Genomic DNA, 23820 nt, shown 5'->3' with positions numbered 1-23820 from the left:
GTGATGAGTATCTTATTTCCGCTGAAATATCAGGAATGGTCTGAAGAGAGCCATAAAGTCGTTCGTACAATACAGTCCATCGATGTCTCTTCTGATGAGTTGTTTGTTCACAAGCTCGTGGACGCGACTCTGATTCATAACAAGCTTTGGGCACATATTTCCAATGAAACAGAGGATGACCAGCATCATTATGTGTATGTAAGTCCCTACAGTGAGCACTCACTGGAAAAGTATGGGCATGCGGTATCCAAGCGGGCATTGGAGCAGGTGACCATGACCTCACTACTCGCTCCAGAGTTCGTATTCTGGAACGGACATGATTTTGATCCGCGGGAGGAGCGGGGCTATCCATCCCTGATCACAACAGAGATCGCAAGAATGCTCCTGGATCACTATATTGTGAAGAATGACAAGACGTATGAAATTATCTATTCTGTGCTGGATATGGACAGGAATAAGGTGGTCTTTTATTTGAAGGAAGAGGTGAACTTGTAATGCGCGGGGAGCAACAACCCATACAACAACCTGAACCGAAGAAGATGCAAGGCTTCGTGTCCAAGACGAAATTAATGGCATTCGCCCTGCTTCTGACTGTTCCAGCAGCACTCTCAGGCTGTGGACAACAGGATGAATGTGATCCCGACTATGATGCCGGGTGCGAGTATGACTCCAGCAGCGGGCATTACTACTATGGAGGCGGAGGATATTATGGAGGTTCATCTAGAAGCTCCGGCAGTATAAGTGATAGCCGAAGTCACAGCGGATTCGGAAGCGGCAGCTCCCACTCTTCCTTTGGAGGATAGCCGGAATGAGAGAGATCTATACGCCACAAGTTGATTACGAAGAAGTTTTCGATGGGGAGATCGCCAGGGAAATTCCGTACTACCGGATGTATGGAAAGCAGTATTGTCTTCCCTCGTTCGTGATGTATAAGGAGCATGAGATTACGGAGCTGAGGACCGCATCTGAACAAGTGAACCGGATCTATGGGAAAGCTCTTCGTTTCGCCCAGCAATATCTACCTGACAGTTATTTGATTGATCAGCTTGGTCTTGAACCCGCGATGATTCCTGCTGCCCGGATCCCCCTTCCCTGGAGCGGGATTGAACGTCAGGACTGGATTATCGGGGAGCACGGCATGAAGTGTATCGAGAATAATACCGAGACTCCAACGGGAATCCCCGAGGCTGCTTATTTGGAGAGAGAGCTGGTGAGACGCTGTATGGATGCCTCAGGTCCATCTGCCCATATGGATGAAGCATTAACCTGGACCTTCAAGGATATGGTTGCCGATTATTCAGCAAGAGGACTTGGGAATAAAGTGACTTTCACCTGCATGGGTGAAATTCTGGAAGACAGCATGAATACGAAATATCTTATGCGCAGATGTAAAGAGGCAGGTATCGAGGTGAATTATGTCCCGCTTGAAGAGCTGCGGATTGTTCCCGGAGTTGGACTGTATCATGGGACTGAGAGGATTACGATCTTGTACCGGCTCTATCCGCTCGAATTCTTAATCCATGACCGGGAAGAGGGCAGCGGAGTTCTTGTAGGCGAAGAGCTTATGAAGCTGGCAGCTGAAGGAAAGTTGGCTCTTATTAACCCCGCGCAAAATATAATCACACAAAGCAAGGGCTTCATGGCGACAATCTGGTCACTGTATGAACGAAATGAGCTGACAGAGGAATATCTTGGCTTCAAATTATTCGATGCTGAGGATATGGAGATCATTTCCAAATATTTGCTGCCCACGTATTTCACTAATGAACCGTTTCTTCTGACAGGAGAGCCTTATGCCGCCAAGGGATACTGGGGACGTGAGGGGAAGGGGACAGATCTGTACGATCTGAAGGGTCTTGAGATAAGCAGGTTATCTAGTGATACAGCAGGAACACCTGAGGACACAAGCCCAGAAGAGGCGGATTACTACGATAGCATGCCCAAAATATATCAGCGTCTCTATCCCATGTCACCAGCCGTGGTTCCGACTGAACTTGGCGACTATCATGGATATCTTCTGACAGGCGTGTACGTGTTCAATGGTACATCAGCGGGCGTACTGTCCCGTATTGGTGCGAAAGTAACCGGGGACTTGGCTTATTATTGTCCGGCAGCCATAAGTTCCTGCGAAAGCAATTGATTACATAATCAGGAGGCGGTATATCTGTGAAGGAATTTAGCTGGGATTTACTTGATATTGGTATTGGAATATTAATTTTATTTGTAATTCTGCTTGCGGGTTATGGCATCTTTAGCCTGATGACCAAGTTCAAGGACAATGAAGAAATAGCCAGAGGCAATGAAGCGGCCGGTATGTATATGGGCAGCAAAATGCTGGGTCTGTGTATTATTATCGCAATGGTCTCCTTTAGCAGTCCCTCCTGGTTGGCCATGCTGACCTGGTCTGCGGTTGGCATTATATCTTTGTGTGTTGTGTATATTGTGTTCGATCTGGTCACACCGAAGACAAAGCTCGGGGACGAGATTGCGAAGGGCAATATGGCTGTCGCTCAGCTGCTGCGTGGTATTGTGATCGGGGTATCTTTGGTTATTGGTACGTTTTTGATGTAAAAATGGCAGTTCTATATAGGAGATCATGCGTGATCGTGCCCGGACTTATTCGGGAACCACGCATGATCTTTTTTGCTGTTTATTCTGGAATGAACGGCTTGAGCTCTTCTACCGTTTAATACTTGCCAGTTCTTTCCTAAGCTTGTCTACTGAATTATCGCTGGGATATATATACGGAGTTTTGGGCTGCTTAATCTCTCGAATCTGTACCGCGTTAATACTCGCGATCTCCTTGCCCTGATTCCGGGTAACATGAATATGGCCTTCGATCTCAACCCAGGTATCTTGCGGCAGGTTAACCGGTTCTTCTGGCTTGATATATACGCCGAACGGAGCAGCATCGGCCGTACAGCACAGGACCAGAAAGCGGCCCAGGGCAAAGGCGTTATGTCTATCGAGAGATGGATCAGAATATACAAAACCGCTTAGACGGATGGGCTTGCCCTCGAATTCTTGCTTGAACAGGTCAATGGCTCCAATGGTCTCATAAAAAATCTCCTGGTTCACCTGAATTACAGGCTGGGCATACAGCAGTCTTGCCAGTTCAGCAAACTCCTCGTTATAAATATCGGGCGATTTGAATTTCTCCTTCAAGGTCTGCTCTGTAAGATATTGTCTGCTGAGTGTCATTCCTTTCTTCAAGGCGGCTGCGCTTCCAAGCGCTTGATTCGGAAGCAAAAAGCCAAGCAGCAGGGGAATCGTAAAAATTCCGTAGACCGCGGCATTTCGGACTGCCGAAGAAGGCAGAGTAGTGCAATCACATATACTTCGTTTTCTCACAAGAAAGGCTTGTATTAACAGGCTTAGGGCTATACACGCTAAAGGTGCGGGACAAAGACTGACCCAGAACTCCATTCTGGGTGCAATGTAATAATGCAGCGACTCACTGTGGTCAAGATGGTAAATATATATGGCTAGACCAAGCAAGATAACTGCACGCGTCAGATTATGAGCACGGATCAGGGAAGGCTTGTTCATCCTGCATACCTCCTGCTTAATTAAGATGCTGAATAAGCTGATCTCCAAGGAAAGAGAAGATAAACACCAAAGATAGGACAAGGAACATGAAGAACAAGACGAATCTCGCTTTGAAAGCGGCCAGCAGCATCATGAAATTTTTGAAATCAAGCATGGGTCCCAGGATCAGAAAGGCAAGCAGAGAGCCGGTTGAAAAGGACGGCAGAAAGGTGGAGGCTACAAAAGCATCTGAAGTTGAGCACAGGGACAATAAAAAGGAAAATCCCATCATGAATGCATAGGCTCCAAGTGGGTGACCACCTATGGCGGTCAGGCTTTCCTTGGCGACCATAGTCTGAATGCCTGCGGTTAGCAGGCAGCCCAGAATAAGATATTTGCCCATGCCGAACAATTCGTCTGCTGAATGGACAAGCACGGCCATGAACCGGTTCTTGGAGTGATGGTGCTCATGATTTCGGAGGTGAACCGGGTGATGCTGATGCCCGGTGATGCTCGTATTCCGCTTGTCGGAATTAGAGAGCCTGAGGGGAGATTCCTTTAAAGTGAGATACAAGATAACACCTATAGAAATAGATACTAGCAGGGCGAGGCCCATTCTGGCATATGCGATCTCAGGGTGTGTGCGGAAGGCTGTATAGGTTGAACCGAATACGACAGGGTTCAGGATAGGGCCAGCAAGAATGAATACCATCGCCATGTAGACGGGCATTCCTTTCTGAATGAGGCGCCTGACCAGCGGGACCATCCCGCATTCGCAGATCGGGAAGACAATGCCTATAGAACACGCGAACAGGATGGCAAGAAGGGGATTCTTCGGAATCCAGCGGCTAATCGTATGCTCAGGAATAGTCAGATGGAGTATGGAGGAGAGAAGTGCTCCTGCCAGAACAAACGGAATGGATTCAAGAAATATACCATTGAAGATATTCTTGAAGGTAGCCATAGCTTCTGAATTTAGCAGGGATAGGCCTGAGGGTGCGAATATAATCACACAGACAAGCATGAAGGAGAATGGAAGCAGTACAGCCATATATTTGGGCAAAAAGAAAAAGTTCCTCATAACAAATCTCCTTGAATTAGATAGATTCTATTTCTATAAATCTATGTTCAAGGTTGTCAGTGTAGTACAACAGGGAGGAGAGCGCCGGGAGAAATAAGAGAGAGGAATTCATTGGACGAAACTGGCAGGTATAGAATATAAGGAACAAAAGAATACTGAGTAAATATGTAGAGAAAAAGCCTTAAAATAAAAAAACCGGCCTGTAGGCCGGGTATTTACAAATAATAGAGTTGAAAAAAAACAAGTCATTTGGTACAATTAAAGATATGTCATGGTAGTTATGTGTGGAAAATACGTAATTTTATATTACCATAAATTTTCCGATTTGTCAAACCATGAAGCCCGTAATATTAGGTGACTAAGACAGCTGAGCATCAATTGAATCCTGTATTTGTTGCTTGCTGAATTGAAATATTATTTATAAGTTGTTTTGGTTGAAGGGAGCGGGATGATGGAGAACGGACAACATACTGAACTAGATACAGATCTTACACTTGAGCAGGTGAAGGATCAATTACTTGCCCAGGGCAAGAAGGAATCCTCGCTGAACTACAAAGAAATTCTGAGCAAGCTCGCCCCGTTCGATCAGGATCAGGATCAAATCGACGAGTTCCTTGAACAGCTAGCCGAGAACGGGATAGATCTTGACAATGACGTAGAAGAGAACAGCGGGTTCAGCCCGGATGACTCGAAGAACGATGAAATGACCTTTGATGATGATTTGTCTCTGCCGCCAGGTATCAAGATTGATGACCCAGTGCGGATGTATCTCAAAGAAATCGGGCGTGTGCCGCTGCTGTCAGCGACAGAGGAAGTCGAATTGGCCAAACGTATCGAGCAAGGTGACGAAGCGGCCAAGCGCAGACTGGCTGAAGCGAATCTGCGGCTCGTTGTCAGTATTGCCCGGCGTTATGTTGGACGCGGAATGCTATTCCTTGACTTGATCCAGGAAGGGAATATGGGATTGATCAAGGCAGTAGAGAAATTTGACTACAACAAAGGCTTCAAATTCAGTACGTATGCCACCTGGTGGATTCGCCAAGCGATTACACGTGCGATCGCCGATCAGGCCAGAACTATACGTATTCCTGTGCACATGGTGGAGACGATTAACAAATTAATCCGGATCTCGAGACAGCTTCTTCAGGATCTTGGCCGCGAGCCTTCTCCAGAAGAAATCGCGAAGGAAATGGAACTAAGTGTTGAGAAGGTTCGCGAAATTATGAAAGCCGCTCAGGAACCAGTCTCTCTGGAGACCCCAATTGGGGAAGAGAATGATTCCAATCTGGGCGATTTCATCGAAGATCATGATGCTATGGCTCCTGCTGACGCCGCGGCCTATGAACTGCTCAAGGAGCAGCTCGAAGAGGTGCTCGATACCCTTACAGAGCGCGAAGAGAATGTGCTTCGTCTCCGGTTCGGTATTGATGATGGGCGCACACGTACGCTTGAGGAAGTAGGCAAGGAGTTCGGCGTAACCCGCGAGCGGATTAGGCAGATTGAAGCCAAGGCACTGCGCAAGCTTAGACATCCTAGCAGAAGCAAACGCCTTAAGGATTTCCTGGAATAAAACCTCTTAATACAGGGAGAGTGTACCCATGGATACAGGATTCATGATTCGCTGCTTGAAGTGCGGACAGGAGCATACGATCATACCAGGACGCCGAAGTCATCGTAATGAAGCTATTGAATTTGGGACAGACAATTACGGGGCTGATCAAATCTCCTGTCAATGTGGAAATGCGCTTGAAGAACACAGCCGATTTGAGGGTGAAGATTTCGAGGGTGAGTTCATTGTGGAGTGGAAGCAGACTCCTTGACACTTAAGCCTGGATAATTGAATAAGCCATGGAAGCCGCTTGCTAGAAGCGATTTCCATGGCTTATTTGTCGTACTTTAGCATACTCTCAACAGAGCTCAATTTGGATCAAGAATAACCAGTTATCGGAAATCTAATGATTGCAAATCAATTAATGAATCTCTACAATAACAAAGTGAGCGTTAAAGAACATATCGTCTATTATCATAAATACATAATGACACTCCAGGAACAATAGATCGCTCAGTGTAATGTAGAATTTAGGAGATGGAGGTCTGCACAAATGAGTATGACGAATACAGCAGACCAGAAGCCGTTCGCGATCACGCAGCTAATCGCCCCACTTCTGGCTGTAATTATTGGAATGTTCATGGTTATCCTGGACAGTACGGTTGTTAATGTGGCTCTTCCCAAGTTGGTAACGGACTTTAACACGACCGTGTCTACCATCCAGTGGACAGTAACAGGATATACGCTCGCCCTGTCTGCGGTAATTCCACTTGCCGGTTGGATGACTGACCGGTTCGGGGCCAAGCAAATTTTCCTTGTCACCATCGCTCTGTTCACACTAGGCTCGGTTCTTTGTTCGCTGGCAACTTCGCCTGAACAACTGATCCTATTCCGGGTGATCCAAGGTCTTGGCGGGGGTATGGTTGCTCCGATTGGTATGGCCATGGTCTTCAGGCTGGCTCCGCCGGAGAAAATGGGCTCAATTATGGGTATGCTGGGCGTGCCGATGCTGCTGGCACCGGCACTGGGTCCGGTCTTGTCAGGCTACCTGGTTGAGTATGTATCGTGGCATTGGATCTTCTTGATTAATCTCCCTGTAGGGATACTAGCGATATTTGTAGGCTTGAAGTTCCTGCCAAAATTCGAGCGCAAGGCAGTACCATCCCTGGATATTCTGGGAATCATTCTTGCTCCGATCGCCTTTGCCATGCTCGCTTACGGGGTTAGCGAAGGCGGTAACAATTGGACGTCCACCAAGACCTTGACCGGACTGATCGTGGGGGGGACAGCCCTATTGATATTTATCTTTGTGGAGCTGCGGCAGAAGCAGCCGCTTCTGGAGCTCCGGGTATTCAAGTCCAGTGATTTCACAAGAGGAATCATCATTTCCTGGATCTCGCAAATTGCTCTATTCGGAGCTATTCTGCTCATGCCGCTGTATCTACAGAACGTAAGACAGTATACTCCGCTTGAGAGCGGACTGACCGTTCTTCCTCAGGCTCTGGCCTCTGGCTTGTTCATGCCGATTGGAGGAAGGTTATTTGATAAGATTGGTGCAAGACCTCTCGTGCTTGTGGGTCTGTCTGTCATCACAAGTTCTTTGATCATGCTAGCCAATATTTCAGTCGATACAGCCTCTTGGTTCATCATCACCGCGCTAACCATGATGGGTGCAGGGATGGGACTATCCATGATGGCGGTGAACACACATGTGCTCCAAGCTGCGCCTAGACATCTGGTCAGCAGGGTTACTCCGCTTACGACAGCTGCCCAGCAGGTTATGGTGTCCTTTGCGGTAGCTGGGCTAACCGGATATATGACATCAAGAATTAAAGACCATTTACCGGCTGCAAAAGACTTAATCAAGGCTTCAGTTGCAGCATATGGGGATACCTTCTTCGTCGCTGCCTGCATTGCTGCTGCAGGTGCGCTGCTTGGAATCATACTTCGAAGACCGAAGCCACAAGCAGGAACACCTCCAGAGGAGACCAATCAGGCGAACTCAGCCGCAATGATGAATCATTAAAAAAATGATTGGTTCATTTTGATAATCTCATTGTAATGCTTAAACCCTTCCCGCTGTAGGCGGGAAGGGTTTTTTGCGTCTTGAATCCTGTACTCCTTCGGAAGGATTCTTCGGTCTTTAGACCTGACATGGTTATTGACGTATAAATACTGCAGGTGTAAACTAGCTAAGTTGAGCTTTCCTTGCTAACAGTTAGTAATTATATATACTTTTTATAGTTCGTAGAGAGAAATATCTGGAGGGATAGTCGTGGATGCTATGACATTTGTATTGTTTGGGGCCACAGGAGATTTAGCAAAAAGAAAGATTTATCCTGCATTATATAACCTGTATATCGATAATAAGCTGCCAGAAGGGTTCTCTGTATTTGGACTCGGAAGAAGAGAGATCTCCAATGAGGACTTTCAGGCCAGCGTAAGAGATTCGCTCCACAAGTTCTCCAGAAGGCTAGGTATCGGAGACCGGTTGGAGTCTTTTTTGAGTTCATTCCGTTACAGTGCCCTTAATGTTAATCATGTCGAGGATTATAGCAAGCTGCTTGCTTCTGTCCAGGAACGTGAACATGAGCTGAATATTCCCGAGAATCGTATGTTCTATCTCTCAGTAGCTCCCGAATACTTTGGCACTATTGCTCACAATATAAATCAAAGTGGACTTGGTACGGTTAAAGGATGGAGACGGCTCATTATCGAGAAGCCTTTTGGTCATGATCTTGAATCTGCACGAGCGCTGCATAAGAGCTTGGATCAATCTTTTGAGGAGGAAGAGATCTACCGGATTGACCACTATCTGGGTAAGCCAATGGTGCAGAACCTGGAGGTGCTTGGTTACGCCAATCCAGTACTTCAGGCATTGTGGACTAATCAACACATTGCAAATGTGCAGATCACAGCGAATGAGCTGGTAGGTGTAGAGGACCGGGCCGGTTATTTCGATCAAGCTGGTACGATAAGAGATATGTTCCAGAACCATATGCTGCAGATTCTGATGATGGTGACCATGCATCTTCCTAAACGCAGTACGCCCGAAGAAGTACGGATGAAGAAGCGGGATATTGTGGCGTCTCTGCGCCCTATGGCTAAGGATGAGGTCATCAAGCACGTAGTCCGGGGGCAGTATAGTGCAGGAGAGCTCAATCAATCGCCAGTTCCAGGTTATCTGGACGAGAGTGGCATTGACGCGGGTTCACGCAATGATACTTATGTTGCCGCGAGAGTCTTGATTGATACTCCATTCTGGAGCGAGGTTCCTTTCTATATCCGCACCGGCAAAAGAACACATGAGAAATCCACAAAAATTGTTGTGGAGTTCAAAGAGCCCTTGGAGATGTCCTCGAACAGTGAATACAAATCAGCTCCTAATCTATTAACCATTGAGATTAATCCGATGGAGAGTATTACACTGCAGCTGAATACCAAGAATGCCGGGAATGATGGCAGACTGGAGCCGATTCACATGCATTTCTCATCCAATTCCAAGGATGCGCCCGAAGCTTATGAGAACTTGATTCATGATGCTATGCGCGGCGATTCGACCTTCTTTGCCCATTGGGATGAGGTTGAACTGTCCTGGAAATGGATTCAGCCCGTGCTGGAAGCCTTTGAAGAAGATATCATTCCACTGCATCAATACCCGGCTGGGACTAACGGCCCAGAGGCAGCTCACCAACTGTTAGCTGAAGATGGAAATCAGTGGTGGTAATAGATAATTTAATTAATCAGGAGGAAGAACAAATATGAAAATCGGACTTATTGGTCTAGGTAAAATGGGTCTCAATCTGGGTAAAAACTTGATTGATCATAAGCATGAAGTAGCCGCATTCGACTTGAATGCCGCAGCAGTAGGTGAAATGAAAGAGTACGGAGCGGAGGGCTTCACCAGCCTTGAAGAGATGGTACAATCGCTAAGCTCCCCTCGTGTGCTCTGGATTATGGTTCCTCATGGCGTAGTAGATTCTGTACTCGGACAAATCAAACCGCTGCTCAGCCAAGGAGATATCGTTATAGAGGCGGGCAACTCCCATTACAAGGAGTCCATTCGCCGCGCAGACGAACTGAAAGAAGCCGGCATTTATTATATGGATGCAGGAACTTCAGGTGGTATGGAAGGTGCTCGTAACGGAGCCTGCTACATGATCGGCGGAGATCCTGAAGCATGGAGCGTTGTGGAACCTGTATTCCGCGATACTTCTGTTGAGAATGGGTATTTGTATGCTGGACCTTCGGGCAGCGGCCATTACTTGAAGATGGTTCATAACGGAATCGAGTACGGCATGATGGCTGCGATCGGTGAAGGCTTTGAAGTACTCGAGAAGAGCTCCTTCGAATTCGACTACGAGAAAGTAGCTAAAGTCTGGAATAACGGGTCTGTTATTCGTTCCTGGCTGATGGAGCTTACAGAGAATGCCTTCTCCAAAGACAGCAAGCTCGATGGCATTAAAGGTGTTATGCATTCTTCCGGCGAAGGCAAATGGACGGTTGAGGAAGCCATGGATCTGCAGACGGCTACACCGGTTATTGCTATGTCACTGCTCATGCGCTACCGCTCGATGGACAACGATACATTTACTGGTAAAGTAGTAGCGGCACTTCGCAATGAATTTGGCGGACATGCTGTTGAGAAGAATTAATTAGAGAATCGGCCTTATCCCGGATGCCTTGGGGTAAGGCCTTTTATATCCCATACCCATAAACATATAGAAACAAGTATAGAACAATTAAACACATATGACTGTAACCTAGTTCACACTTTGCTGAATTGTTACCTTTTTGTCTAACTCTGCGTCGATATTTAAGATATAATGGAATATATTGCTGCTTGTATGCAGGACACCCTGCCGCCTCTTTCGTGGCTTGGCAGGGTGTTTATTTAGCTGTGCAATCTAGTCTGCCTGGAGCTCTATTAAATAAGAGATAGGAGATCTGAATAGAATGTCACTAAAGAGATACCATTATATTCTTATTATCGGGAGCCTTATTATTATTCTGTCTATTATCAATCATATTGCGGTGCTCCACAGAGAAGCTGTGAGCAAGGAGCAGATGACCTCGATGGCTAAGAACGCTGCACAGAACAAGGTGATACCTGTGAACGAGGTTAAGTATTCTTTTCGGGAAATCTATGAAGTGAAGACGAATGAGAAGAAGGTTGCGCTAACCTTTGATGATGGACCGGATAACAAATATACCCCTCAGATTCTGGACATACTGCAGGAGAACCAGGTGAAGGCAACCTTTTTTCTGGTAGGAAGGCAGATTGATAAGGATCCAAGTGTAGTCAGACGTATCCACAATGAGGGGCATGAAATTGGAAATCACACAGTGAACCATCCTAACCTCAACAACATGGAGATTCAGGAGATTACACAGGAAATTGAGGAGAATAATACGAAGATCAAGGATCTGACAGGATATACCCCGGTGTTGTTTCGTTCCCCTTATGGGAATGCTTCAGCGGAGGTAAGGGAGGTATTGAAGCACAACCAGCTGTTGTTAATCAACTGGTCTGTAGATACAAGGGACTGGAAGGAGACATCTCCGAAGATGATTCTTGCCAATCTCAAGAAAGAAGTACGTCCGGGAAGCATTATTCTTCAGCACAGCTTTGGTGGCAGGAAGGTTCATAATACCATTCAGGCCTTGCCGGAGGAGATTAAGTGGCTTAAGGAGCAAGGCTATTCCCTGGTAACGGTCTCGGAACTAATTAAGCAAGAGACTCACTAAATGGAATTCCTAGTTCATGTGAAAGTAGGGGACTGAGTATGCGTGGACAAAAGTGGCTTTCAAAGGCTTTTGCCCTAAGTTTAATTTGTCTTATAGGCTTCGTTCTTATCGCCTGTTCTATCAGTGATCGTCAAATTCATAGATTCGACAGGGCTGTGATCTCATCAGTACAGGGAACCGCTTCTCCTGGGCTTACGTTAGTTATGAAGGCATTTACCTGGATTGGATCAGGGATTCCGGTTACGGTGATTACACTTGCCGTAATTGTACTGCTGTATGTCCTGCTGAAGCACCGGAGCGAGCTTGTGTTCCTTATCGCACTCACCGTAACCTCGTCACTGCTCAATTCTGTGATTAAGAGAATCTTCAAGCGGGAGAGACCCACTCTTAACCGGATTGCCGAAGCCAATGGATTCAGCTTCCCGAGCGGGCACGCCATGGCCACCATCGCTTTATACGGAGGGCTTGCCTATCTGCTCTGGAAGCATGCGCCTGGCTGGATCGGACGCCTGATCATCTTTACACTAAGCTTCGTGATGATTCTTATGATCGGCGTCAGCCGCATTTATCTTGGCGTGCATTACCCAAGCGATGTACTCGCAGGATACTTGCTCAGCGGCAGTCTCCTGACGGTATTTATCTGGTATTATAATAGGTATCTAGAGCGCAGCAAGCCAGGATTTGAGAGCTAGCTTCCGCGTCTGAATGTAATACATGATAACCTGCAGAGAATTGGAGCTTCTACCTGATGAAAAAATTCAAGAAATTCTATATTGAGACTACGAGCATTTGCAATCTGGCATGCTCCTTCTGTCCGCCAACACAGCGGCAGGCGAATTTTATTAAGCTGGAGGATTTCAAGACTACTCTGGATCAGATCAAGCCGCATACGGACTATATCTACTTCCATGTCAAAGGCGAGCCGCTGCTCCATCCTAAGATCGGGGATATGCTGGATATAGCGCATGCCAAAGGCTTTAAGGTTAACATTACTACCAACGGTACCCTTATCAACAAGAACAGGGACAAGCTGCTGAACAAGCCGGCGCTTAGACAAATGAATTTCTCCTTGCACAGCTTCGATGGGCATGAGGGTTCAACTGACCGGGACGGTTATATCTCAAGTGTTCTTAACTTTGTCAAAGAGGCTGTAGCGCAGTCGAACTTGATTGTATCTTTGCGGCTGTGGAATCTGAGTGAGGATAATCTCACCAACCTGCAGAGAAAGCGCAACCGGGAGACACTGGAATACATCGAGCGAGAATTCAATCTGGATTTCAAAATTATCGAGAAGGTATCTCCGGGAAGTGGGGTCAAGATTGCAGATCGGATCTATCTGAACCAGGATTATGAGTTCAAATGGCCTGATCTTAAGGAAGAAGAGGATCATGGACCCGGGTTCTGTCACGGACTGCGCAATCAGGCGGGAGTCCTGGTGGATGGCACCGTCATTCCCTGCTGTCTGGATGGGGAAGGGGTTATTAATCTGGGGAATATTCACCAGAAGCCGTTCTCCGAGATTATTGAGGGCGAACGGGCGAACAATCTGTATGACGGGTTCTCCAGACGGGAAGTGAAGGAAGAGTTATGCCGCAAATGCGGTTATCGCAAGCGGTTTGATCTGGAGCCCGGCGAAGCGGGGGCGCTTAGCTCTTAGGCGCGTAGAACGGATATAAGAGGAAATGTTGTATGCAGGATGATCATTTCAAGCGAATACTTATTTCAAAAGTCTGTCTCTTGGGTAATAAGAGGCAGTCTTTTTTGTACATGAGAAATTTGTGCTATGATGTCTAAAGATAGGAAGATCTATACGGCAGAAGATCAAGTGAGGTAGAATATGGCGCTCAAAACAACGAAACCGAAACAAAACTATATAGCAGGAATATCTCTAGGCGTAATGGGAGCCGGGTTCGCGGCTACACTTCCATTTCATGATGGTGCGCTCGGCTTAAGACTTCTGCAGGGTGGATTCGAAGCGGGTCTTGTCGGCGGTCTGGCGGACTGGTTCGCCGTCACAGCACTCTTCAGGCATCCTCTGGGTATTCCGGTGCCGCATACAGCGCTGCTGCCGAAGAACCGGGAGAAGCTCACGGAAGCAGTGATCGCGATGATTGAGACGGAGCTGCTGCGCAAGGAGAGCATCGGTGACAAGATCAAAGGTATACGGATTGCAGAGCTTGCGCTTAACAAGGTCAAGACAGGTATAGAAGCAGGGACGTACAATAATGCGATCTCATCCGTTCTGCTGTCTGTGGTGAAGAACATCCCTGTCCATCAATTAACGGGACTGATTATGCGTGAAATTCAGCAGGTGGCAGATCAACTTGATGAGAGAGCGATCCTGAACAGACTATGGGATGAGATCGTCTCACGCGGGTATGATGAGAAGGTAATTGATCTTGCCCTGGACCGTGTAGAGGCATGGGTAAGGCAGCCCGAAGCGAGGGATCTGCTCGGCAGAGTCGGAACTGAGCAAGTACAACAGATCAAGCTGGGCGGCTTAATGCAGTTCGCTGTAAATGCATTTCTCGGGTACCTTAGCGAAGATAAGATGGGAGATCTTATACAGGGCTTCATCTTGAAGCAGGTAGAGAACTTCAAAGATCCGGATAATTTGAACCGGCTCAAGCTCCTGGCGATCCTTCACGTCGAGGTGAAGAATGCCCTTGAGCGGCCGGAGCTGCTTGAGGAGATAAAGGGCTGGAAGGACAATTTGCTGGACAAGCTCGACTTGGAAAAGAAGATCGAAGTATATATCGAGTCGCTGATTATACGTGTTCAAGGGATTGTGGTAAGCAGAGAATTCCAGGATCAGTGGTTAACCCCCTTCCTGAGAACCATGCTTGAGAGACTGGAAGAAAGCCCTGAGCGGATAGAACAGGGCGAACAGTGGATTCAGCAGCAGGCGATACAGCTGGTTGAGAAGCACTATTCCAAGATCGGGGCACTCGTCAGGGAGAATCTGAACAAGCTTAGTAATGCGGAGCTGGTCACGTTCATTGAAGGAAAAGTAGGCAGAGATCTGCAGTGGATCAGGATTAACGGGGCGATCTGCGGATTTCTGGTCGGCGTTGGACTCAGCCTGATCAGGGCTTTGGTATAAAGTGAGCAGTAAGGCGAAGATGTATCTCCGGAGGTTAACGGGGGTGCATCTTCTTTTTGATGGAGGTATGACTACTGGCTGAACAAAGTATCTTCAAAATGTCAAAAAGATTCAGACGCTATTGCTGCGTGCACGTTGTGTTTTGGCGGCAGTCATGTAATAATTATTCTTTGCTCTTATGCTCTTGGTGAAGGAAGAGCAATACAGATTTTGATGTGGAGGCAGACATATTGGATCAACGTTACCCGTTTGAATTTGATTCTTCACAACCCTTCATTCCCCAGCTTGGTGAATGGATTGCGGATGTGTTCTACGATATATTGCCAGAGGCTGGCTTTGAAGTGCGCGATGAGCAGATCTATATGGCTTACCAGTTAGAAAGAGCTTTTGCGGAGAAAAAGACGATATTCGCGGAAGCCGGCGTGGGCACCGGCAAGACCCTGGTCTATCTACTATATGCTGCGGCCTATGCCCGCTATATGCGGAAGCCCGCCATTATTGCATGTGCGGATGAGTCGCTGATTGAACAGCTTGTTAAGCCAGAAGGGGACATAACGAAGCTGATCCAGCATTTGAACTTTGCTATTGATGCACGTCTTGGCAAGTCACCGGACCAATATGTGTGTCTGGTTAAGCTTGACGAAGCAAGAGCGAGAGAGATGGAAGGCACGCACTATGATGAGATTTATGAGGGGCTGCCGAAATTCGTCCGGACTCCAGAGACCATGCAGTCGTTCCATGCCTACGGGGACCGGAAGGATTACCCAGAGCTGAATGATGAGCAGTGGCATAAGATCAGCTGGGATTCCTTCCAGGACTGCTTCGTATGCGACCGAAGACACCGCTGCGGACAGACGCTATCACGCGACCACTACCGGGCTTCTTCTGATCTGATCATATGTTCACATGATTACTACATGGAGCATGTCTGGACTTACGAGGGCCGTAAGCAGGAGGGCCAGCTTCCGCTGCTCCCGGATCACTGCGCGGTGGTCTTTGACGAAGGACACTTGCTTGAGACCGCTGCCCAGAAGGCGCTGAGTTATAATTTGAAGCATACGGTATTTGAAGAGATTGTTCTGAGACTTCTGCAGGGGGAGATTCGGGAAAGCTTGGCCGTGCTTATCGACCAGGCGATTGAGCAGAGCGAAATCATGTTCCATGTGCTGGAGAAGAGCAGTACTGAAGTGGCGGGTTCTGACCGGATGAAAGTGAACCTGTCCAGTCAGCTCCTCCGTGAAATTGCGAAGTTCAGGAATCTGCTTGATCAGATTGAGGAAGAGCTGGTGTTCGAGGGAGAACTTTATACGCTAAATGATTACCAGCTTCGTATTGTTGAAGAGCACCTCGAGATGATCCAGAAGGCACTAAGCCTGTTCCAACGCGCAGAGGCTCCAATCTGCTGGACAAGCCTGCATAAGGAAGGTCTTACCCTGTCCATTATGCCGAAGACGGTTAAGGAGGTACTGAGGGACCGGGTATTCAATCTGAGAATTCCAATTGTGTTCTCCTCAGCGACTCTGTCTGTGGATGGTTCGTTCCATTATGTAGCGGACAGCCTGGGGATTCAGGATTATCTCTCGTTCTCGGCGGCTTCGCCTTATGATTACTCGAATGCTATGGAGATCTATGCACCGGCTTGGAGAGAAGAAGGCTCATTTGCCGGGAAGCTGGAGCTTGCCACTAAGCTGCTTCATCAAAGTGGGGGCAGAGCTCTAATCCTGTTCCGGACCAAGGAGGAACTGCGCCAGTTCAAACAGCAGTCGCGGATGAATGGGGAACTGGCCCAGTATCAGTTCTATTATGAAGGGGATCAAGAGATCAGTCACTTGATCGCAAGGTTCCAATCCGAGGAGCGGAGTATTCTCTGTGCGGTCAGCTTGTGGGAGGGACTTGATGTTCCGGGTCCATCGTTATCAAACGTGATCATCTGGTCCCTGCCCTTCCCTCCGCAGGATCCTGTATTCATGGCGAAGCATCAATCCGCGGAGAATCCATTCGAGGAGGTTGACCTTCCCTATATGAAGCTGCGTCTCAGACAAGGTCTGGGCCGGCTGATACGGACTTCGACCGACCATGGCATTGCAGCGATCCTGGGAGGGACGCTGCATCAAGCAGACTCCGAGATAACCCGGCACGTGATCTCGGTTCTTCCGCCAGGAGTGGCGCTCGGCGTGCTTGAAGAATAGGCGGCGGCCCCCGCTCGGAACTTTAAGAATAAGAATGTGTTTTTGCTGTATTAACGGGTAAGAGTGACTACCCGGATTATGGAGAGGACGTTTACTTCAAACGCTGAAGGTTCCACTACAGAAATGCCCAGAAGTTAGAATTTGAATTAAATAAGAATAAGTAAACAAGCAGGACAACAAGGAGAAGCCTTCGGACTATGGGGATGCATAATCCGAAGGCTTCTTTGTTGTTGATTATTATTTGTAATGTATCACCCTAAGGCTTCCAAATGAGCTGTGAGGGATTAATCCCAGGAACCAGCCCTTCATCCGCTGCCAAATTCAGCAGGGCACTAACCGCGTTATAGCCCTCTTCCCCAAGTTCCCCAGTGAATTCGTTCACGTAGAGATCAATATGCGCCTGAGTTACCTCAGGGGCCATCTCCTGGGCGTGGCTCGCTATATAACTGAGAGAGACTTCGGGATGCTTCCAAGCATAGCGGACAGACTCTTGAATCCAGCCAGCGATCGCCTTCAGATCCAAAGATCTGCGGGCGATGATGGCTCCGAGGGGAATAGGCAGCCCAGTGGTCTCTTCCCACCAGCTGCCCAGATCGGTCATCAGTGCTAATCCGTAATTCGGATAGGTGAAGCGGGCTTCATGTATGACAAGTCCCGCATCGATCTGTCCGTCTCTTACCGCAGGCATGATTTTGTCAAATGGCATGACTACAATCTCACCCACGCCGCCGGGGACATTTCTTGCCGCCCAAAGTCTGAACAGGAGGTAAGCAGTGGAACGCTCGCTTGGAACAGCTACGCGCCGGCCGCTAAGCCCCGCTGGATCTTGTATGCTTGTGATACCGCCCTGAGTAAGGACGAGCGGGCCGCATCCACGTCCCAAGGCTCCGCCGCAGGGAAGAAGCGCATAGTCTTCGAGAACCCAGGGGAGAGCGGCGTAAGAGACCTTCAGGATCTCCGGGCCTGTACGGTCAATCGCCCAGTTATTTGTAATATCAATATCAGCGTAGGTGACTTCGAATTCCGGCGCTCCCGGAACGAGTCCGTGGACTAGAGCATGAAAGACAAACGTGTCATTCGGACACGGAGAGAAAGCAATCTTCATTTGAGCACCTCCTGGAGATGAGTGAAAGCTGCCTCTAGCGCAGCAAGAGCATCGCCGATCCGCCAGGCGGACCGGTCGCGCGGGCCAACCCGGTTTGAGATTCCGCGAATCTCAAGCACCGGCAGCCCGGCTTGCGCTGCGGCTGTGGCTGCGCCGAAGCCTTCCATGGCTTCGGCGGCGGCCCCGGGAACACGGCCGGCGATGCCCGCGGCCGTGGCCAAGGTACCGGTTGCGGTTGTTACCGTGACAATCGGTCCCGATTGAACGGGGACTCCCGCAACCTGAAGGGCCTCGGTCCAGCGGGCGGCAAGCTCCGCCTGGACCGGAATGCGGGACGAGCCGAAGCCCAGCTCGTCCACGCTGATGAAGCCTTCCTGGCTCTCCGCGCCCAGGTCGGCTGCGATAATCTCGCTCGCCACGGCAACCGTGCCGATCTCGGCCCGGCCCGGGAAGCCGCCTCCGATTCCGGCGCTGATGACCAGATCGTAGCAGTCCCCTGCTGTGGCCAGAATCCTGGCTGTGCTTGCGGCAGCAGCGGCGGAGCCGACTCCGGCAAGACGAACATCAAAGGCCGCTCCATCAGGGCTGCCAAGCAGTCCGCGTAGAACAGCTTCCTGTTCAGCGGGAACCGCAGTCATAATGAGAACCCGCCGAATGACGGGAATGTTCAGAGTGTAATTGTGATTCATATTATAATCTCCTTAAATCGGTTGGATGCTGATCTTTTCAGTGTAAGCCAAATTTCAACAGCCGACAATTCGGATAGCGATATCCTGACTATTTTAATATATTGTCCCATGAAAACAAAGTATTATAATCGAGCGGCAGTTACGGGGATCTGATTCCTTGCTAATCGGGCATCGGACGTGGATATTCATCACAACTGGCAGGCCACTCGCAGAACAGCGTCGTTTTACCAGCAATCACGATCGCAGTCCGCCGCCTTCAACAAAGAGAGGTGTTAGATTCGTTCTATATCTCTACTATATATAACGATAATTTTCGTGTAATGTATTTGGTGTTATAAAAAAACTTATATCTTCCTGCCGTTTTTGTAATTTGTTTTATTTAAAATGTCCTAATATTCTATAGGAAGCTGCGATTAGGAGGAAGTACGAATGATCCAAACAAAAATCTCTACATATAAAGAGGCTGTTCAACTTATTAATGAAGTGGGCATCTTGCCACTGTCACCACTTATTCCACACCATCCCTCACTTTACGAAATCACTTTTGGCGAGCAATGGTTAACGGGGACTGAAACTGATCCTTGGCTTTGGCGTACACGACTTCCCAGTGATGGCGCAGCGGCTTACGGTAAATTCATTAAGAAAAAACCGATTCTTATCTCACGCGAATTGTTCCCATGGGTTAAAGTCATTTTAGGAAGCAATAGATCTATTGAAGTTCGTTATCAACAAGGTCTGATTTCTAATGATGCTCTAGTGCTTTATCGACACATCAGAGAGGAAGAAGGCATCGAAACTAGGTCACTAAGATTAAAAGCAAGAATGCATGGCAAAGAAATGAAGAAGACATTTGAAAGGTCCCTTTTGGACTTGCAAGAAACTATGGATATTGTTATCTCTGGAGCCAAAGAAAGTAGGATCATTTTAGATGTGAATAGTGCGTGGAAGAGTACTTCGTTCGAGTCTACCGACCATTGGATGGAGAACGTCGGCATACTTCAAACTGATATTCATGTGGAGCTTGCTAAGAAGGAGCTGAAGAACTGCTTGACTGGGAAATGCAGTGTTGAGGCATTGGGATTTCTCAATAAATTATTTCAACTTGATTCCTAAATCCCTGATAATAAAACATATAGGAACTGCTGAATGCAGCTCCTATACATCATCTCAAATTGAATCCTCGGATCCAATTTACTCCGCAGTTCTTATCTTGAGACCGTTTGAGAATATACGAACGATAGGTTACATCGTATGTATAAATGTTCTCGATCAGTTTATTACAATCATATCCGTTCTGATAATAATTCTTTTGCTTCCAAACCTTCAAGCAAGGCTTTACCAAGACTCGTTGAAGATTGCGGATTCTGACCTGTAATCAAGTTTCCATCAGTAATGACATGGTCACTAAAAATCGGAGCGGATATGAAATTCGCACCTAACTGACGCAAACGGTCTTCCAACAAGAAAGGCATAAGACTATCAAGTTGAACCGTTTGCTCTTCGTTATTAGTGAACGATGTTAGAGTTTTTCCCTTCACAAACGATTCCCCATTTGATAATGTAACACCCACCAACCCCGACAAACCATGACATACAGCTGCAACAATTCGATCTGATTGAGCAAATTCTCGAATCATGTCCTGCAGTGAAATATCATTAGCGAAGTCAAACATCGTTCCATGACCTCCTGGTAGATAAATGGCATCGAAATCGTCAGAGCTTACTTCTTTAAGTAGTACCGTATTTTGCAATTGTTCATGGTCACGGATTCGTTCAGCGTTTCCTTCCTGAGGTAAACTGTTTGGATCTATCGGAGTTTTACCTCCCTTTATACTAGCTACTGTTACTTGATGACCTGCATTTATTAATAAATCGTATACCTCAACAAATTCGGATAACCATAGACCAGTTGGAAGTTCTTGCTGAATCTCTTGGTGACTTGTTACTACAATTAAAATCTTTTTGGTATTCATTAATAATCCCACTCTCATTAATAATTTCACTAAGAAACAAGATTCCCATGTGATTTATTTCCATTTTAATTTGGCGAAAGCTATAATACAAATTATAAAAACATCATGGAGGCATAAAAAAAATTATGGCTGACTTTGAATGTTATCGCTCATTTGTGTCCATTTATCGATTAAGATCTATATCTGCGGCTGCTAAGTTCCGCTTTATGACTCAGCCAGCTTTGACCCACCATGTAACTGCACTTGAAGCTGAAGTAGGTGAAGTCTTATTTCAGCGCACGTCGCGGCAAACTTTACCCACCGAACAAGGAAAAATGTTGTATCGCCAAATTTCACGTGCTGTGGACCAGTTAGAGAGAATAACGGCTGGATTTCAGAGTCAGTCTGAGCATCCTGTTATCCGGCTCGGTGGCCCAAGAGAATACGTGTATGAATCCATCATGAATCGAGTAGAAGGGTTACCTCAACACTTGAATATTAGTTTTAATGAGACAACAGAGCTAGTTGATTCGTTAAAGCTTGGTCATTTAGACGTGGCTATTATGACAACATACATAGATGTACCTGGAATCATATTTGTCCGTTTGTCAAAGGAAACGTTGCGGCTTGTAGGGCCAGCGAATACTGAGCTCCCAGATGGACTCGGTGAATCTTCTTCAAATGTAAAAGAATCATTGGAACACTTGGACTGGATCAGCTATAGTTCCGAACTTCCATTCATACGAAAATTTTGGATCGAAGCATTTGGAGAATGTCCACCATTGCTTCCACGTGTAATCATACCTGATATTCGTATTATTAAATCAATGTTAGTGCAAGGAAAAGGCGTGAGTGTAATGACTGATGATATGATCAAGGTTGAATTATCCAATGGCTCTTTGAAGGAATTATGGGTCCCAACTAACCCCATTACGAATGAAGTTTGGTTAGCATATCGTACTATTGACCAAATCAATCCTACTATCATGAAATTTGTAGAGCGTTGCACGTGTACTCCTTTCTCTACTTGATCAGCTGCAGGGGAACCTTTGATCAATGATACTGCAATAGTCTAGGACTTTGTTCTCTGATCCCGGTCGTATCAATAGTCTGCAGTGTAATCTTCATGGGAGAATCGCTAAGTATGAACCTGGTTATTGCCTTTGTTATGATTGTGGGCAGTATTATACTGGTTAATGCAACTGGGCAGAGACAAGCCGGACTTGGAAAAGATCCCGGGTCGTGATGTCAAGAGACCTTGACTCCGGATACACCTGTCAGGGAATATAACACAAGGAGCCTCGGGTCAGATGACCTTGAGGCTCCTTGTGTGCGATTGCATAGGATTAACCAACTGTGCTAATGGTACTTGCCGGCCGCTCTCTGAACATGAAGAAATACATCAGCGAGGAGACAATATAGAGTACCCCTGTAATACTAAAAGTTATGGCATAGCCCCAATAGGTACCATAAGTCGTGACAAAATAGGACTGAACCGGCCCCATCGTGGCCCATCCGAGCATGAAGGCCGTCTGCATCAGGGAATTGGCAATCCCGCGCCTGCGGTCTGAGACTCTGTCGATCATAATGGATGATTGGATCGGATTAGCCGCGTTCATGAGCGCTTGTCTGAATAAGAAGCTGACGGAAGCGATCAGCAGCAGCTGCGTGAAGCCGGTAAGCAGGAGGAACGGCAGGGACAGGATCTGAAAGATCACTACAGCCTTGACCGGGCCAACACGGGCTGCGAGCGAAGGACCAATCAGCATAGAGACAATGGTCATGACCTGCCCAAGCGAGATCAGGACACTCATGGCGCTGAGGGACACCGAGAACCGGTTGGTGAAATACAGATTAAGATAAGGCACAACGAGCCCCGAACCGAGGCCCACAAGCAGCTGGGCCACAACGAACCTGGAGATGAACGCATAATCTTTGGCGGCTTCTGTTGAGGGCTCTTTTGGCTTTGGCCTGGTTACAGGAAGCTCTGGGTCTTCTGTGGACCCTGTCCTTCCAGGCTCCATTTCAGACCTGGAGCTAGAATCTGCTCTGGCTGCTTCAGATAAGAACAAGAGTGGAATGACGGCAAGCAGGGTAGTGATGCTTCCAGTCAATAGTACTACCCTCAGACTCATCAATCTGGTGATGTCCAGCGCCTGCAGAAGATCAGCAAGTATGCCTCCGCCCATACTACCGAAGACCTGGGCAGCCAGAACAACCGACGAGAAGATGCTGAACATACGCAGACGCTGCGCTTTGCTGATATTTGCCGCCAAGTAGGGAATAGCCAGCACCTGAAAGATCGATGCGAACAAACCCGTTAGAACCGCAAGGATTACCAGACTGCTCTCCGATACCAGGAAGGAGCGCCCAAGGAACAGAAGTCCGCTGAACAGTCCTCCGATTACGAGAAGACGCTTGCCACTGGTCCGGTCTCCGATCAGTCCAATGGGAATGAACATAATGGCTGTTGCCAGTGATTGAATACTTACAACCCGTCCATTCATCATATCCCCGTATCCTAGTCCCTGGATATACAGGTTGTATAGCAGGGAGAAGATGCCGGTTCCAATCTGATAAAAAATATTTGCCAGGAAAAATAATCTAATGTTGCGTGACCAGCTTCGGATTTCCAAGATCGTATTAGGGATAAAGTGCACAGCATGTTCCTCCAAGATTCCAATTCTCTGTCCGGCTTGCAGGCTGACAGTGAGATGACGCCTAATAATTGACCAATTGACAATTAATAAGATTAATATACCAGATATTCATCTAGTTTAGGCAACCTTGTGTCAAATCTGCTTATCTCATGACAAGGCCGTTCCGGATGAGGTATGCTAGCTAGTAACACTTACAACACAGGAACATGCTTGGAG

At 47.4% G+C, this 23820-nt stretch carries 22 protein-coding genes; 16 read left to right on the top strand and 6 right to left on the bottom strand.

Annotation, left to right across the window (positions count from 1 at the left end):
- Positions 1-3: 3 nt before the first annotated feature.
- From LDO05_RS11005 to LDO05_RS10990, 4 genes are read left to right on the top strand one after another with little or no spacing between them, the layout of a single operon-like run.
- The gene (locus tag LDO05_RS11005) at positions 4-495 is read left to right on the top strand and encodes a hypothetical protein (protein ID WP_251375449.1); all 492 of its coding nucleotides are present in this window, start codon (positions 4-6) and stop codon (positions 493-495) included.
- Entirely contained in the window at positions 495-803 is a 309-nt protein-coding gene (locus tag LDO05_RS11000; RefSeq protein WP_251375448.1) for a hypothetical protein, read from the top strand. The genes LDO05_RS11005 and LDO05_RS11000 overlap by 1 nt, the downstream gene beginning before the upstream one ends.
- Before the next feature lie 5 nt (positions 804-808).
- The gene (locus LDO05_RS10995) at positions 809-2140 is read left to right on the top strand and encodes a glutathionylspermidine synthase family protein (protein WP_251375447.1); all 1332 of its coding nucleotides are present in this window, start codon (positions 809-811) and stop codon (positions 2138-2140) included.
- A gap of 26 nt (positions 2141-2166) precedes the next feature.
- On the top strand, positions 2167-2571 hold the full coding sequence (locus LDO05_RS10990; RefSeq protein WP_251375446.1) for a DUF350 domain-containing protein: 405 nt from the start codon (positions 2167-2169) through the stop codon (positions 2569-2571).
- A gap of 108 nt (positions 2572-2679) precedes the next feature.
- Here LDO05_RS10990 and LDO05_RS10985 read toward each other — a convergent pair whose 3' ends face one another.
- Both LDO05_RS10985 and LDO05_RS10980 read right to left on the bottom strand, forming a co-directional pair.
- Positions 2680-3549, bottom strand: coding sequence for a TIGR03943 family putative permease subunit (locus tag LDO05_RS10985; RefSeq protein ID WP_251375445.1), 870 nt, complete (start codon positions 3547-3549; stop codon positions 2680-2682).
- Positions 3550-3565: 16 nt separating this feature from the next.
- Entirely contained in the window at positions 3566-4609 is a 1044-nt protein-coding gene (locus LDO05_RS10980; protein WP_251375444.1) for a permease, read from the bottom strand.
- Positions 4610-5060: 451 nt separating this feature from the next.
- On the opposite strand from LDO05_RS10980, the gene rpoD reads away from it, so the two are divergent.
- From rpoD to LDO05_RS10930, 10 genes are all read left to right on the top strand, one after another.
- On the top strand, positions 5061-6179 hold the full coding sequence (gene rpoD, locus LDO05_RS10975; protein ID WP_251378703.1) for an RNA polymerase sigma factor RpoD: 1119 nt from the start codon (positions 5061-5063) through the stop codon (positions 6177-6179).
- A 28-nt stretch (positions 6180-6207) separates the two neighbouring features.
- The gene (locus tag LDO05_RS10970) at positions 6208-6429 is read left to right on the top strand and encodes a hypothetical protein (RefSeq protein WP_251375443.1); all 222 of its coding nucleotides are present in this window, start codon (positions 6208-6210) and stop codon (positions 6427-6429) included.
- 282 nt (positions 6430-6711) lie between these two features.
- Positions 6712-8184: an MDR family MFS transporter gene (locus LDO05_RS10965; protein WP_251375442.1), complete on the top strand. Its 1473-nt coding sequence runs from the start codon at positions 6712-6714 to the stop codon at positions 8182-8184.
- Positions 8185-8433: 249 nt separating this feature from the next.
- Positions 8434-9885 carry a glucose-6-phosphate dehydrogenase gene (zwf, locus tag LDO05_RS10960; RefSeq protein ID WP_251375441.1) on the top strand — a complete coding sequence of 484 codons (1452 nt, stop codon included), beginning with the start codon at positions 8434-8436 and terminating at the stop codon, positions 9883-9885.
- 34 nt (positions 9886-9919) lie between these two features.
- Positions 9920-10813, top strand: a complete 894-nt coding sequence (gene gnd, locus LDO05_RS10955; RefSeq protein ID WP_251375440.1) for a phosphogluconate dehydrogenase (NAD(+)-dependent, decarboxylating) — start codon at positions 9920-9922, stop codon at positions 10811-10813.
- Between the two features lie 301 nt (positions 10814-11114).
- Entirely contained in the window at positions 11115-11906 is a 792-nt protein-coding gene (locus LDO05_RS10950) for a polysaccharide deacetylase family protein (protein WP_251375439.1), read from the top strand.
- Between the two features lie 203 nt (positions 11907-12109).
- On the top strand, positions 12110-12598 hold the full coding sequence (locus LDO05_RS10945; RefSeq protein WP_251375438.1) for a phosphatase PAP2 family protein: 489 nt from the start codon (positions 12110-12112) through the stop codon (positions 12596-12598).
- 56 nt (positions 12599-12654) lie between these two features.
- On the top strand, positions 12655-13563 hold the full coding sequence (locus tag LDO05_RS10940) for a radical SAM/SPASM domain-containing protein (RefSeq protein ID WP_251375437.1): 909 nt from the start codon (positions 12655-12657) through the stop codon (positions 13561-13563).
- Positions 13564-13743: 180 nt separating this feature from the next.
- Positions 13744-15009, top strand: a complete 1266-nt coding sequence (locus LDO05_RS10935) for a DUF445 domain-containing protein (RefSeq protein WP_251375436.1) — start codon at positions 13744-13746, stop codon at positions 15007-15009.
- Positions 15010-15239: 230 nt separating this feature from the next.
- Complete coding sequence (locus LDO05_RS10930) at positions 15240-17198, top strand: ATP-dependent DNA helicase (protein WP_251375435.1); 1959 nt, start codon at positions 15240-15242, stop codon at positions 17196-17198.
- A gap of 256 nt (positions 17199-17454) precedes the next feature.
- On the opposite strand, the gene LDO05_RS10925 is transcribed toward LDO05_RS10930, so the two are convergent.
- Positions 17455-18303 carry a 1,4-dihydroxy-6-naphtoate synthase gene (locus LDO05_RS10925; protein WP_251375434.1) on the bottom strand — a complete coding sequence of 283 codons (849 nt, stop codon included), beginning with the start codon at positions 18301-18303 and terminating at the stop codon, positions 17455-17457.
- Complete coding sequence (locus LDO05_RS10920; protein WP_251375433.1) at positions 18300-18992, bottom strand: futalosine hydrolase; 693 nt, start codon at positions 18990-18992, stop codon at positions 18300-18302. The genes LDO05_RS10925 and LDO05_RS10920 overlap by 4 nt, the downstream gene beginning before the upstream one ends.
- A 429-nt stretch (positions 18993-19421) precedes the next feature.
- Here LDO05_RS10920 and LDO05_RS10915 point away from each other — a divergent pair, with 429 nt between their 5' ends.
- Entirely contained in the window at positions 19422-20105 is a 684-nt protein-coding gene (locus tag LDO05_RS10915) for an AlkZ-related protein (protein WP_251375432.1), read from the top strand.
- A gap of 170 nt (positions 20106-20275) precedes the next feature.
- Here LDO05_RS10915 and LDO05_RS10910 read toward each other — a convergent pair whose 3' ends face one another.
- The gene (locus tag LDO05_RS10910; RefSeq protein ID WP_346657563.1) at positions 20276-20977 is read right to left on the bottom strand and encodes a type 1 glutamine amidotransferase domain-containing protein; all 702 of its coding nucleotides are present in this window, start codon (positions 20975-20977) and stop codon (positions 20276-20278) included.
- Positions 20978-21090: 113 nt separating this feature from the next.
- Here LDO05_RS10910 and LDO05_RS10905 point away from each other — a divergent pair, with 113 nt between their 5' ends.
- A complete protein-coding gene (locus LDO05_RS10905) occupies positions 21091-21975 on the top strand; it encodes a LysR family transcriptional regulator (RefSeq protein ID WP_251375431.1) in 885 nt (294 codons plus the stop codon).
- Between the two features lie 315 nt (positions 21976-22290).
- Here the strand turns inward: LDO05_RS10905 and LDO05_RS10900 are convergent, their stop codons facing one another.
- On the bottom strand, positions 22291-23604 hold the full coding sequence (locus LDO05_RS10900) for an MFS transporter (protein WP_251375430.1): 1314 nt from the start codon (positions 23602-23604) through the stop codon (positions 22291-22293).
- Between the last annotated feature and the right edge of the window lie 216 nt (positions 23605-23820).

It is taken from the genome of Paenibacillus sp. YPG26 (genome assembly GCF_023704175.1).
GTDB lineage: Bacteria > Bacillota > Bacilli > Paenibacillales > Paenibacillaceae > Fontibacillus.
The sequence above is the reverse complement of the archived record's forward strand: the minus strand, read 5'-3'. Positions and strand labels throughout refer to the sequence as shown.

Coding starts and splice junctions, on each gene's coding strand:
- LDO05_RS11005 (WP_251375449.1), top strand. CDS start 4: ATGAGTATCTTATTTCCGCTGAAATATCAGGAATGGTCTGAAGAGAGC.
- LDO05_RS11000 (WP_251375448.1), top strand. CDS start 495: ATGCGCGGGGAGCAACAACCCATACAACAACCTGAACCGAAGAAGATG.
- LDO05_RS10995 (WP_251375447.1), top strand. CDS start 809: ATGAGAGAGATCTATACGCCACAAGTTGATTACGAAGAAGTTTTCGAT.
- LDO05_RS10985 (WP_251375445.1), bottom strand. CDS start 3,549: ATGAACAAGCCTTCCCTGATCCGTGCTCATAATCTGACGCGTGCAGTT.
- LDO05_RS10980 (WP_251375444.1), bottom strand. CDS start 4,609: ATGAGGAACTTTTTCTTTTTGCCCAAATATATGGCTGTACTGCTTCCA.
- rpoD (WP_251378703.1), top strand. CDS start 5,061: ATGGAGAACGGACAACATACTGAACTAGATACAGATCTTACACTTGAG.
- LDO05_RS10970 (WP_251375443.1), top strand. CDS start 6,208: ATGGATACAGGATTCATGATTCGCTGCTTGAAGTGCGGACAGGAGCAT.
- LDO05_RS10965 (WP_251375442.1), top strand. CDS start 6,712: ATGAGTATGACGAATACAGCAGACCAGAAGCCGTTCGCGATCACGCAG.
- gnd (WP_251375440.1), top strand. CDS start 9,920: ATGAAAATCGGACTTATTGGTCTAGGTAAAATGGGTCTCAATCTGGGT.
- LDO05_RS10950 (WP_251375439.1), top strand. CDS start 11,115: ATGTCACTAAAGAGATACCATTATATTCTTATTATCGGGAGCCTTATT.
- LDO05_RS10945 (WP_251375438.1), top strand. CDS start 12,110: ATGAAGGCATTTACCTGGATTGGATCAGGGATTCCGGTTACGGTGATT.
- LDO05_RS10940 (WP_251375437.1), top strand. CDS start 12,655: ATGAAAAAATTCAAGAAATTCTATATTGAGACTACGAGCATTTGCAAT.
- LDO05_RS10935 (WP_251375436.1), top strand. CDS start 13,744: ATGGCGCTCAAAACAACGAAACCGAAACAAAACTATATAGCAGGAATA.
- LDO05_RS10925 (WP_251375434.1), bottom strand. CDS start 18,303: ATGAAGATTGCTTTCTCTCCGTGTCCGAATGACACGTTTGTCTTTCAT.
- LDO05_RS10920 (WP_251375433.1), bottom strand. CDS start 18,992: ATGAATCACAATTACACTCTGAACATTCCCGTCATTCGGCGGGTTCTC.
- LDO05_RS10915 (WP_251375432.1), top strand. CDS start 19,422: ATGATCCAAACAAAAATCTCTACATATAAAGAGGCTGTTCAACTTATT.
- LDO05_RS10905 (WP_251375431.1), top strand. CDS start 21,091: ATGGCTGACTTTGAATGTTATCGCTCATTTGTGTCCATTTATCGATTA.